The sequence below is a fragment of the Lactobacillus sp. X-49 genome (genome assembly GCF_057063645.1).
The window spans coordinates 1-11,412 of the sequence record NZ_JBXSQM010000022.1 but is presented as its reverse complement, the minus strand read 5'-3'; the positions used below and the strand labels follow the sequence as shown (position 1 = coordinate 11,412).

Sequence of the window (11,412 nt, the reverse complement as noted above, 5' to 3'; positions counted from 1 at the left end):
GCGTGTTCAATCCTTTCAGGGTGACTTTGATCTGATAGGTGCCGGATTGTAGTGCATCATAGCTCCAGGAAATGGGCAACACAATGCGCGAATTAGGGGCAATCATAAAGTTGTTGGCTTTAAAGGTACGCATCTCACCACCACTGCGACCAATGGCTACCGCAACACTTGCTTGGGAAATAGCCATGGGGGCAATGTTACGCAAGGTAACGCCTAAGGCAGGGTGACGGTTAAAGAGTATCGGCGTGGTTTTGGCGTACTTCACCTTGGGAAAAACCTGATAGTTCTGTCCGCGTAAAACAATTCCTAACGAATAGGCATAATTAGAGGTAATCATGCCGCCCTTAGTCTTAGGCCTCTTGGAGTGTTCGACAAAGTGCCAATCCCCATAGATCATGCCATCAAAGCGTTCTTTAGGCAGTTTAACCGTGGCACTGATAACGCGAGATTGCCTTGGTCCTAGCTTAAGCTTCTGGTCGCCTCGATGAAGCGTGATTAAGGTAGTTAAAGGGTGCTTTAAACTAGGATCAAGTGTTTTAGTCTGGGGCGTAAAATCAATGCCACCCCCATCTTGGGTATAGGCATTACGCAAATTAACCCGCACCGTGATCGTTCTCTTAGAAAAGTTCTGCACAGCCATCTTAATCACATGAGTGGAATTCTTCCGATAAGCTAAATCAAAGTAATTACGGGTCGTATCGACCTGCTCTTCGGGGAAAAGCGGCCTAACTTCAAAGTCAGTGCTATCATTTGATCGAGCAGCCGCCACCATGGTTTGCGGAGTTAACCAAATTGCCAAGACTAAAATTAATCCCAGCCACCAACGCTTCTTAGTTTGCAAAAATGATTCCTCCTAGCAATTTTTAAAATATTGGCAATTAAACCCGCTGAATTTAAGTTAATTCAGCGGGAAAACTTCAAAACCCATGCAGCTGTTTTTATCAAACCAATCGCTAATTTCGTAGTAGTAAAATGAACAAGCAAAAAGTATCACTATTACAAAAGTTGGCAAACCGATTAACTATATTAAAATAGTGGTATCAACATTGCACTGGTATTTTGAATAGCGCAGTTAGTATAAATGTATATAGCCATAGGTTTGGACTAACAAATTGAATTATAAAAATACGAAACAAGAAATATATAATTCAAAAATGGTCATAAATAGGAATTAACAGCTATTACTAAATGCGCTTAAGTTTATGATATATCAATTTGCGGGATCGTACAGAGTATATAAAAAAAAAAAAAAAAGTAATATAGAGTTACCGTTATTTGAGAAAATAATAAACCTTAGAAAAAGCTGGATTTAATTAAAGCTAAGTAGTTATTAGCATGGGGTTAGCAATTACTAAATAAGCAAACAAGAATTAATAAAATAAAGCAAATAAGCGAAGAAAAAGTAAACATTAATTCTTAGATAACAGTAGTTATTAATAACAGATTAAGATTTTGTTATGCTTAAAAGCAACAAAAAAAAGGCATTAACTGCCTCTTTATTTAATTTCATATTTATAACTTTATTCTAAAATTAGTAATCAAAAAGAAGATGACAATTTTCATCTTTTTGAAATGGTAACTTTTCTATACTTTTAATTCTTCAAATTAAAAACGTCGCTAATTAGCGACGTTTTTTACCAAATATGAAGCAACCTATCTGGTTGTAACTTACTTAAATTAAATTGATGTACATGTTGCGCTTGACTTGGGGGAAATGATTCCACAAAATCAGCCAAATTAACCAATCCCGTAGAATAAGTCCACATACCCTTAACTTTTTTAATCGGATCAAGCATTTCATTTCTAATCGGGTATGCCGAAATTAAAAAGTGTTTATGATGGAACTTAAAAACAAAGTATGGCAACCGAAATTCATTAATAATTTCCTCTTTTGTTTTGCCAATCGTGACAACATTACGATAAGTACCATACTTTGCCGTAAAACGGTCATTAAAGGAAAAATAAAAATTAGAAATATGGACATGGGGAAAATCTTCTTCCCTCATTTTATCGGGAACCGCCATTACATGAGTATAATAATCTAAATTACTTTCCCTTTGTGATAATGCTTTACCCATCTGATTAGGACTAATAACATGAGCCCATTCTGGAAGTTGAGTATTACTCTGATAAGATAAATACATTTCCCTAACCACATTAGGCTTGACCCAGTCATACTGTCGACGAATTTCATTGCGTTCAAGCAGACTTCGCAAATTCCTATGATACATCAAGTCAACCACAAATAATTCATAACGGTATCGTTCAACCCACGGTTGATAATGCTCGACATTTTCGGCAAGAATATGGGTACTGTCGACAATCACCGTTTCGCCACGTTTCATTTTTTCTTCTACGAGGTAATCCACCACTTTTTCCGTTTGCTCATTTGCATAGCGCGGAATAACTTGATGTAAACAATCGGTATCTTCTTCATAGTAATAGGTTAAATTTGCCAACAATAATCTAATTTGATCACGGCTAATCGCGTACGGTTGTAAGTGATGACGCGAAATGAAAGAAGATTTACCGGAGCCGGGGGCGCCTCGCAACAAAAATATTTTACGCATGCCTTCTACTCCAAACTAAGAATGTAAATATATTTAGTATCGTCTTAAATTTTAACATATATCTGGCCAATTCCACTCTTATAACTAAAAAAGCCAGACAAAAAATCAAGATAATACCTGTTTGTCCCTAATCTGTAAGTATTTATCAAAAGTATATACGATGGGCTCGGCATTATAAACTTCCAGTTCAGTAATAACGCTATCATCAATTTGTTCAAGTTTCTTGATTAAAGCACGCAAAGTTGAACCATGTGCCACAATTAGTTGATCCTCGCCTTTAAGTAGACGTCGTGCTACTTCGTTATGATAGTAGGGTAATACTCTTTGTTGCGTTTGGTAGAGACTTTCAGCTCGCGGTAATCTTTGGCGATCACAATTAACATAACGCCGATCAGTAATTCGATCACCAGCGGGTGGAACAGAGTAAAAGCCCCTGCGCCATTCTAATATTTGCTTTTGACCAAAAATTTCTCGTGATAAATCTTTATTTAATCCCCGAAGTTTGCCATAGTGACGTTCATTTAGCCGCCACGTTTTAGTAATCGGCAAATATAAAAAGTTGGCAACTTCTGCAACAATGTTTGCCGTTTCAATCGCTCGCACAAGAATAGAAGTATGCACATGGGTGGGAGCAAAATTAGGGATCTTGCTAATTAATTGACCAGCCAATACAGCTTGTGTCCTGCCACGAGACGTTAATTTAACATCATTCCAACCCGTATAAATATTAGCATAATTAGCGGTACTTTCACCATGCCGCAAGAGCACTAACTTGACCATTTTTAATTCATCCAATGCATAAACAAAAGTGCAACACCTGCAACCGTAAAGATTAAACCAAGAATCATAAAGGCTTTATTACCACGACGGTGATTTTGGCGTCGATTAAAAGCATAGGCTAGATCATATAAGCCAACGATTAATACAATAATTGCCGTATATACATTAACTTTAAAATTCACTTTCTTTACTCCTCATGTTCACGATCTGATACAATCATTTGATAGTTTTTACCACGTTCACATTCTACCTGAAAATTAATGTGATTAATCCCTAAAGTTGCCAATTTTTGACTAATTTCTTGTGTTAACTGTTCGAATTCACCCGCCGTTAATTTTGCATCAACGTTAACATGAGCATCCAGCATAATATATTGATCACTATAGCGCCAAACATGAACGTGGTGAATATTTTTAATTTCTGGAAAAGATAATACGATCTGGTTTACTTTATCTAAATCAATATCAGGATTTGACTCCATTAAAATATTAGCTGCTTCATTAGTTAATACAATTGCTTCACGTAAAACGAACAATGATACTAAGATTGTCATTACTGGATCAAGCCAAGCAACATGCCAAAAATAAATACAAATAGCTCCAATGACAACAGCAACACTTGAAAGAGCATCACTTAGCATATGAATAAAAGTAGACCTTACGTTAAGGTTATTTTTATTATTTTGATGCATAACAACCATCGAAACTACATTCGCAACTAGTCCAATAATGGCAACAACCAGCATAATACCACCACTAATTTTGGTCGGTCGCCAAAATCGTTCAATTGCCTCAATAAAAAGCACTATACTGATTAAAATTAAAATGATGCCATTAGTAAAGGCTGCCAAAGTCTCTGCACGCTGGTAACCAAAAGTCTTTTCCTGATTGCTACGTCGATTGCTGATTAAATGGGCAACAAATGAAATAACAATTGCACCAACATCACTTAGATTGTGAACCGCATCAGATAATAATGACAATGAGCCAGAAATAAATCCTCCGACAAATTCACTAAGCGTGATTATCACATTCAGCGTTGTAACATAAGCATACCGCTTTGTAGTAGAATCTTTCATTTGTTTTTCTCCTTTGCAGTTAGTGTAACAAAAAGTCCTACTAAAAGTAGGACTTTAAATATTTTCAGCATCAACATTATAATCAACAATTTCAAACTGACCATTAGTATGCAAGATACCTCGACTAACACTACCATTATTAGGAAAAATAATGTCATGTTTGCCATCACTTTGATTCCAATACTTAATTGCTAAGGTTTTAATAAAATCACCATGAGAAACAATCAATATTCTCTGTTCTTTTGTAGTTAAATCACGTAAGACAGAAATTGCCCGTACCATTCGCTGGTCAAGTTCCTGTTTATTTTCGGCTAAATGCCTTGGGTCAGCTTTTTTCGTTGCCTGCCGAAATTCATCGATGCCCACTTGATTAATTATATTAGTAATGTTTTTTTCGGGTAACATCCCTGCAGCTAGTGATACTTGCTCCCAAGTGTCAGCAATGTCATCACCTTCAAAGGACCCGAAAAACACTTCGCGAAATTCAGGTAATTTTTTTATCTTTCCTATCTCGGAAACCTGATTAACATCTTTCATTAAATGAACAGTATCAATTGCACGTTTAAGGTCAGAAGAATACATATTATCAAAATGAACCTGTCTTAACGCTTGTGCCGTGCGCTTTAAGTCATTAATCCCATTGATTGTCAAAGGAGAATCGCACCATCCCTGAACCTTGTTCAACTGATTGAACATTGTTTCGCCATGTCGCACTAAATAAACTTCTGTTGCCACCTCTCATTCTCCTTTCCTTACTTTAAATAATGTGGAATAAACTATAACATATATGCTCGATAAAAGAAATACCCAGCTTGGATAAAGGCAAGAACTGCAATAAACAGCCGGACAGCATTAGCTGGAACCTTACGTAATATTCCCATTCCAAGATATCCACCAATAAACATCCCAATTGCTAATGGAAAAGCTTGTTGCCAATAAACATGTGTGGTAACCGCAAATACAATTAAGGCTACAAGATTACCTAAACCACAAACAACATTTTTTATTGCATTTATTACGATGAATTTTTCATTAGTAATATATGTCAGTAAAACCAAAATAATGACCCCACCAGCAGCGCCAAAATAGCCAGTATATACTCCCATTACTAAAAGTGCAAAAATATATAGTAGTTCCTGCCATAAAGGACGTTTATGAGGTGCTAAATTATGATGCTTTCCAGAAGCAATCACCATCACCCCAGACCCCGCAATAAAAAATGGAACTAGTTTTTCGAAAATTTTCGCTGGAAACGCCAATAATAAATATGTTCCTAAAAGTGAACCAGAAACAGTGAAAATAGCATAAAAAGCCACCTGCCGCCAATGCCCTTTTAGTTCCTTAGTAGAAGAAATTGTTGAACCAATACTAGTCCAAATCAATGCGGCATCATTAGTAATATTAGCATAAACGGGAGGAATCCCAACCGCTAATAAAACTGGGTAAGATGCTAATGAAGCCATTGAAGCCACTGATGATAACAGCCCACTTATAATTCCTCCTAGAAGAATAAATATTATTGTCAAAAATGTTGGCATCATTTTCCCCCTTTTATCATCATATCGATTATAATGCAGTTAGTAAACCATTTAAGAAGGTAAATTTAAAGTGACAAAATTTGAAACATTAATCTTTATCCCAGAGGGTAGCATACTCAATGAATCTGCCGCTGAAAGAAGCGCACTCAAGTCCACCTTAAATGCCATCGGACAAGAATTTGGTTCAAGCCAACGATTAAAATATAATAATCTGCAATCTCAAATCAAACTGCTTGGCTTTAACGAACGAATCAAACTGCTATTGCAAACGTTTGACATCAGCCAAATAGATTTATTTACTCACGAATTACAAAAGCAACAACAGCTTGTAAAGGATGTAACCAATTTTTTAAATGAAGTTAAAAATCAAGTCAAACTAATTATGCTTGCTAAAGAATCAAGAAAAACTATTATTTCTAGACTTGGCCCAAGTGAATTGTTATCGTTTTTTTCAGCCACTTATTTTATGAATGATTTTTCCAAAAAATTACCTGACAGAAAAATTTTTGATCAAATTATCCGTGAACAAACGCTTAACCCAGATTCATGTCTTGTTATTGGGACTGATCTAACTGATGAAATTCAGGGTGCCGAAAATGCTGGATTACAATCATTATGGTTAGCCCCGAAAAAAAGCAAAATTCCAATTAACCCTCGTCCAACCCTGCATTTAAATAAAATTAGTGACTTATTATTTTACCTTAACATGAGCTAGTCTATAATAATCAATAGAAAGAAGAGATGTTTTAACAATGAAAAAAGTTGCAGTAGTATTTGCTAATGGCTGTGAAGAAGTAGAGGGATTAAGTGTAGTTGATGTCTTGCGACGATTAAGCATTCCAACTGACATGGTTGGTCTAACTAGCCCAAAAATCACTGGCGATCACCAGATTCAACTTATCTGTGATAAAGTGGTGGATGATAGTTTACTAAATTATGATTTAGTTGCTTTCCCAGGCGGAAAAATCGGTGCCGAAAATTTACGCGATAATAAAAAACTTCGCGACTTAATGGTTAAGCGTTACGAAGAAGGCAAATGGAATGCAGCGATGTGTGCTGCTCCAATTGCCTTAGCCCGTTATGGCATATTAGACAACGCTGATTATACTTGTTATCCAGGTTTTGACAAACAAACTAAGCAAGATGCTCCAACTGGTAAATTTAAAGAAACAATTACGGTTACAGACACCAAACATAAGCTTATTACCAGTCGCGGTCCGGCTACTGCGTGGGCATATGCATATGCAATTGCCGAAGCCCTAGGAGTTGAAACTAAAGAATTAAAGCAAGGAATGCTTTACAACTATCTAGCTGATAATATTCAAGCAAGTTTATAACTATTAAAAAATGTCTCATTTTATAAGAACGAGACATTTTTATTTATAAAATTTCTACTAAAGATCTTATCTTACTATACTCTACTATGAGCATACTCGACAATAACAGTTAAAACTAAAATAATTACCGTACTACCAAGCAAAACTATAATTCCTGAACTAAAATTCAATTGCGGATTTTGGTATAACATTCCTAATTTCCCCGAAACGGTATCAACCGCATTCAAATACGTCATCGGTAACCAAGCACTAACTTTTCTTAACATTGGGACAGCTATTACCGCCACGTTTACTCCTAATACTAACAAGAGTGCAAGCAACAATGTGGGCAGTTGAGCGCGAAAAATTTTGGCTAAAAATCTTACTAAAACTACTAAGAATAACAGACCCAAAAGTTGCAAAACAATAATTGGTAAAATCAAATTGCCACTAGCCACAAAATTAGTTATCATTCGACCGTTAACAAATTTATAGGTCAAATACGGAAAAGCTAAATTACCAGAACCAGCAAAAATCGTAGCGGCAATTATCATTAACAAATTTATTACCAAAAAACTTCCCCCTAGTAAAATTAAACCTGCACTAATTTCTGTTAAGGACTGACGCCATTTACTAATGGGATTGAGCCGAGTTAGATCAAGTTTTTGGTGATAAGGTTCTGTTAACAATAAAGTTAAGATAAACAAAGCCACCAAAGTAAATAGATACGGTAAATACTGCTCGTTAAGGTGCAACCAAAATTGGATTCCCGTTACTGGCATATCTTGACTTTCATAAGCGAGTGGTTTGCGTTTAAGATAGGCAAAAAATTTTAGTTTATTATTAGTCTCTGTCACTTGTGCTGGATCAACCTGATCAGCGATATTTTCTAAATGTTTTTTTTCATGCTGCTTTTTTTGCCACATAAGCGTATAAGCTAACTGCCACTTAGCAGCTTGGGCCGCTTTTTTTATTTGATAATCTTGGTTGGCAATTTTTTGGTTACTGTTAATATCTTGTTCAGTTTCTTGATAAAGGTCACTATTTTTCTTTTGTTGCTTCAGATTTTGTTTTAACTTAGCATTTTCTGTTTGGTAATAAGTGCCTTCTTTTTGGGCTCCTTCCTGCAAGGTAAATTGGGGCGTAGTACGCAGGTTCAGGAATAAAACAACGCCCAAAATTAGAATCAGGATAGAAAGACAAATTGGCGTCAACTTATTTTTAACTACTTTTTTTAGTTGAAATAAGAGATAAGCCATTATAGTGCCCCCACTTCTTTGAAATGAGGAGTTCTAGTCCGTTCTAATAAGCAAATCAAACTAAACAACATAAGTGAACCAATTAGTAGGGTATCTACCCCACTAGCAAAATTAATTTGGTAATTATCGATGTTATAAGCAGCTACCCCCGAAACCACATTGATTGCATTAAAATAAGTGTTAGGTAGCCATTGGGCCATCTGAGACAGTGGTTCAATTACCGTGGTTGCTAATCCAATGCCTACTACTAAAAGTACCGCTAATAACAGTGTCGGCAACTGATTATGCAATAGTTTTGCCAGTAGCTGGATAAACAGTACTAAAAATATAAATTCCAAAAATTGTAAGATTAAAATTTGGGGGATTAAAGTCGCTAACGGGGCCACAGCAACTATTTGCCGCCCATTGACCAAGTGATGGATAATAGTTGGGTATTGTAAATTACCTGTACCAAAGATTAAAGACGCTCCTGTAAAGACTAATAAACTAACTAATAAATATAATAAACAACTAATGGCTAACCCCACTAAACTATTAGTTAATAGCTTGCTCATTACATTTATTGGTAAAACAGTGGTGATATCTAATCCATTTTTATAAGCGTCAGTGTATAAATACGTTAGAATAAAAATTATCACTAAGGTAAATAAAATTGGCCAATAGGTTCCGTTTAAATCTGACCAAATCTGAAGACCAGTAACGGCTGCATCACTTTCATAAGGCATCGGATGCTTAGCTAAATATTGATAGCGCTTTTTTACACCACTAACAAAGTCAAGGTTTCGCCCACTTAATCCAGTAGTTTTCATTTTATTATTCTCTTTGATTTTTTCCTTATAAACTGGTCCCCACTGCCCCTTATTAATATGTTCAATCAACGCTTGATTTACTTGTAATTGCTTTTTTGTTTGCTTCAGTGCAATTTTAGTTTGTCGGTAACCTTCACCAGTCGGTGAATACTTTTTTAATGCTTGCTTATCTTGGGCAATATTATTTTTTTGGATTACAATATTGCCTTGTATCTGCCCCTTGATTGACTCTCCGCTGTCAATCTGATTGGTATTAAGAAATAAACCCCCAAAGGAAATAATTATTAAAATGCACAAAGCAATTATGGTTAAAGTATGCTTAGTTATTTTTTTAAATTGAAAACCAAAGTACGACATCATTCTTACACCTCACGCATCATTTGTTGTTCTAAAACTAAGCGATGAGCGTTTACCATCCTTAGTTCACTGCTATAATGTGAAGTCATGATAATACATTTGTTTTTATGCAGAACTTCTTGTGCTAAGCGATCATAAAGTTGTCTGCGACTTGCCTCATCCAAACCATTAGTTATTTCATCCATTAGATAATATTCGGCATCACTCACAAAATACATGGCTACCAGCAATTTCTGTTTCATTCCTAGTGAATACTTTTTAATGGGCACTTTGGCGTAATCTTGCACCCCTAAGAAGGCTAACTCGTCTGCTAAATTCACCTGTGAGTGCCACATGTTTTTGATAAATTTTAAATAGTCTAAACTATTAAGATTGGGATTGAGCCAGTCATTACTTTCGAAGAAAAAAACTTTGTCTTTATTTTGGGCATACGGTTTACCTTCTAAGCGAATTTTTCCGGTGGCAATTGGGATTAAATTAGTAAGTGCCCGCAAAAAGCTGGTTTTGCCTAAGCCATTTTCAGCAGCAATCTGATAAAACTGACCAGGTATAAACTGATAACTAAAATCATGTAGGATTGGTTGACGGGTTTTAATTGTGAGATGATTAACTTCAAGCATAACAGTCTCCTTAATAACAATGTGATTAAAAATGCTTTTATTTGATAATAGCATATTTAATTTTGTAAATATATCTATATTTATAAACAAAAATGGTTCCAAATATCACTGCGATATTTGGAACCATTTAAATTACTAAATATTATTCTTCAGGATATTTACCAATTAATAAACTAGGAATATTAATATTACTATCATATTCTAACCAGTGCATTAATTCATGTAAGGAAACTTCGCCAATTTGTTTGTTGCGCGGCGACAAATTCTGAATTTCTTTTTGAACCAGGGGCAATTGTTTCAAAGCGATTTGTTTACCCGCATTATCTTTTAGTCGCATCAAATTTAGTTCAACTTCAACTAAAGACTTTAAGCCCTGCTTTAATGCTTTAATATTATAAAGATCTGAAACTAAGTTAACCCAGCCATGATGTTCACCGCTTTGATCACTAATATGAGCCATGACCGTATTATTGATTGTCTTAATAGCTATTATTTTAAATAATATTTTTTGTTCAATTAGCTGTTCAACATCCTTTTTTTCAAAGGTTGATTGTTTTTCAGCTTGTTGATACATTACTGCATGTGGAGAAAGTTTAAAAGTATAACCCGCTCGCGCTAATTGTTTACTAGCATGCTTATCTTGGCTTTGATCTTTTTTGGAAAAAGAATTAATTAATAAGGTAGCAATTGTTCCCGTGGCAACAGAGAACAAAGATACTGCTGCCGAAATGATTGTCATCTTCATACTTTTCTTCATCGTTAAGTCCCTCCAATCTATACTTTATTTTTAATTTAACTGCGTCAGTAAGCAATGTCAATTATCTTTAACCAATCTTGAATTTTATTAAACAAAAAAGAAGCTCCCCATTGCTATGAGAGCTTCTTTTCTTATCGCAAATTAATTAAACTATCCTCCTTAAAAACTTCTCTTTTTAATATATTGGTTATGTCCAATTATGTAGTATGCTTTACCATGAATTTTGACTGCATTGCCATAGGTTCTAATCGTCTTATGCTTCTTTAATTGCTTACCAGCCAAACGTTTACCATCTTTGTTATAAATATGACTAGCTACTTTTAACCGC

The 11,412-nt window shown here is 35.3% G+C and carries 14 protein-coding genes; 2 read left to right on the top strand and 12 right to left on the bottom strand.

Going from position 1 to position 11,412, the window contains the following annotated elements; genetic code table 11:
- The 7 genes from ACYIAQ_RS08640 to ACYIAQ_RS08610 all read right to left on the bottom strand — a co-directional run.
- On the bottom strand, positions 1–841 hold an 841-nt coding region (locus tag ACYIAQ_RS08640), incomplete at its 3' end, for a WxLIP family cell surface protein (RefSeq protein WP_483564047.1).
- 793 nt (positions 842–1,634) lie between these two features.
- Positions 1,635–2,570 (bottom strand): AAA family ATPase, encoded by a 936-nt coding sequence (locus ACYIAQ_RS08635; RefSeq protein WP_483563434.1) that lies wholly within the window; start codon positions 2,568–2,570, stop codon positions 1,635–1,637.
- Between the two features lie 105 nt (positions 2,571–2,675).
- The gene (locus ACYIAQ_RS08630; RefSeq protein ID WP_483563433.1) at positions 2,676–3,350 is read right to left on the bottom strand and encodes a 2,3-bisphosphoglycerate-dependent phosphoglycerate mutase; all 675 of its coding nucleotides are present in this window, start codon (positions 3,348–3,350) and stop codon (positions 2,676–2,678) included.
- Positions 3,351–3,352: 2 nt separating this feature from the next.
- Positions 3,353–3,532: a DUF308 domain-containing protein gene (locus ACYIAQ_RS08625; RefSeq protein WP_122023245.1), complete on the bottom strand. Its 180-nt coding sequence runs from the start codon at positions 3,530–3,532 to the stop codon at positions 3,353–3,355.
- 5 nt (positions 3,533–3,537) lie between these two features.
- Positions 3,538–4,428, bottom strand: coding sequence for a cation diffusion facilitator family transporter (locus tag ACYIAQ_RS08620; RefSeq protein WP_483563432.1), 891 nt, complete (start codon positions 4,426–4,428; stop codon positions 3,538–3,540).
- A gap of 54 nt (positions 4,429–4,482) precedes the next feature.
- On the bottom strand, positions 4,483–5,163 hold the full coding sequence (locus tag ACYIAQ_RS08615; RefSeq protein ID WP_483563431.1) for a histidine phosphatase family protein: 681 nt from the start codon (positions 5,161–5,163) through the stop codon (positions 4,483–4,485).
- A 41-nt stretch (positions 5,164–5,204) separates the two neighbouring features.
- Entirely contained in the window at positions 5,205–5,966 is a 762-nt protein-coding gene (locus ACYIAQ_RS08610) for a sulfite exporter TauE/SafE family protein (RefSeq protein ID WP_483563437.1), read from the bottom strand.
- Between the two features lie 70 nt (positions 5,967–6,036).
- Between ACYIAQ_RS08610 and ACYIAQ_RS08605 the strand changes: the two genes are divergently transcribed.
- The gene (locus ACYIAQ_RS08605; protein WP_483563430.1) at positions 6,037–6,681 is read left to right on the top strand and encodes an HAD family hydrolase; all 645 of its coding nucleotides are present in this window, start codon (positions 6,037–6,039) and stop codon (positions 6,679–6,681) included.
- Between the two features lie 37 nt (positions 6,682–6,718).
- A complete protein-coding gene (locus tag ACYIAQ_RS08600; RefSeq protein WP_483563429.1) occupies positions 6,719–7,303 on the top strand; it encodes a DJ-1 family glyoxalase III in 585 nt (194 codons plus the stop codon).
- Between the two features lie 74 nt (positions 7,304–7,377).
- Here ACYIAQ_RS08600 and ACYIAQ_RS08595 read toward each other — a convergent pair whose 3' ends face one another.
- The 5 genes from ACYIAQ_RS08595 to ACYIAQ_RS08575 form a co-directional block, all read right to left on the bottom strand.
- Complete coding sequence (locus ACYIAQ_RS08595) at positions 7,378–8,541, bottom strand: hypothetical protein (RefSeq protein ID WP_483563428.1); 1,164 nt, start codon at positions 8,539–8,541, stop codon at positions 7,378–7,380.
- The gene (locus tag ACYIAQ_RS08590) at positions 8,541–9,710 is read right to left on the bottom strand and encodes a hypothetical protein (protein WP_483563427.1); all 1,170 of its coding nucleotides are present in this window, start codon (positions 9,708–9,710) and stop codon (positions 8,541–8,543) included. The genes ACYIAQ_RS08595 and ACYIAQ_RS08590 overlap by 1 nt, the downstream gene beginning before the upstream one ends.
- A gap of 2 nt (positions 9,711–9,712) precedes the next feature.
- Positions 9,713–10,327: an ABC transporter ATP-binding protein gene (locus ACYIAQ_RS08585; RefSeq protein ID WP_483563426.1), complete on the bottom strand. Its 615-nt coding sequence runs from the start codon at positions 10,325–10,327 to the stop codon at positions 9,713–9,715.
- Positions 10,328–10,469: 142 nt separating this feature from the next.
- Positions 10,470–11,084: a hypothetical protein gene (locus tag ACYIAQ_RS08580; protein WP_483563425.1), complete on the bottom strand. Its 615-nt coding sequence runs from the start codon at positions 11,082–11,084 to the stop codon at positions 10,470–10,472.
- 159 nt (positions 11,085–11,243) lie between these two features.
- Positions 11,244–11,412: SLAP domain-containing protein (locus tag ACYIAQ_RS08575; protein ID WP_483563436.1), on the bottom strand; the 169-nt coding region annotated here is incomplete at its 5' end.

Coding starts and splice junctions, on each gene's coding strand:
- ACYIAQ_RS08635 (WP_483563434.1), bottom strand. CDS start 2,570: ATGCGTAAAATATTTTTGTTGCGAGGCGCCCCCGGCTCCGGTAAATCT.
- ACYIAQ_RS08630 (WP_483563433.1), bottom strand. CDS start 3,350: ATGGTCAAGTTAGTGCTCTTGCGGCATGGTGAAAGTACCGCTAATTAT.
- ACYIAQ_RS08620 (WP_483563432.1), bottom strand. CDS start 4,428: ATGAAAGATTCTACTACAAAGCGGTATGCTTATGTTACAACGCTGAAT.
- ACYIAQ_RS08610 (WP_483563437.1), bottom strand. CDS start 5,966: ATGCCAACATTTTTGACAATAATATTTATTCTTCTAGGAGGAATTATA.
- ACYIAQ_RS08600 (WP_483563429.1), top strand. CDS start 6,719: ATGAAAAAAGTTGCAGTAGTATTTGCTAATGGCTGTGAAGAAGTAGAG.
- ACYIAQ_RS08595 (WP_483563428.1), bottom strand. CDS start 8,541: ATGGCTTATCTCTTATTTCAACTAAAAAAAGTAGTTAAAAATAAGTTG.
- ACYIAQ_RS08590 (WP_483563427.1), bottom strand. CDS start 9,710: ATGATGTCGTACTTTGGTTTTCAATTTAAAAAAATAACTAAGCATACT.
- ACYIAQ_RS08585 (WP_483563426.1), bottom strand. CDS start 10,327: ATGCTTGAAGTTAATCATCTCACAATTAAAACCCGTCAACCAATCCTA.
- ACYIAQ_RS08580 (WP_483563425.1), bottom strand. CDS start 11,084: ATGAAGAAAAGTATGAAGATGACAATCATTTCGGCAGCAGTATCTTTG.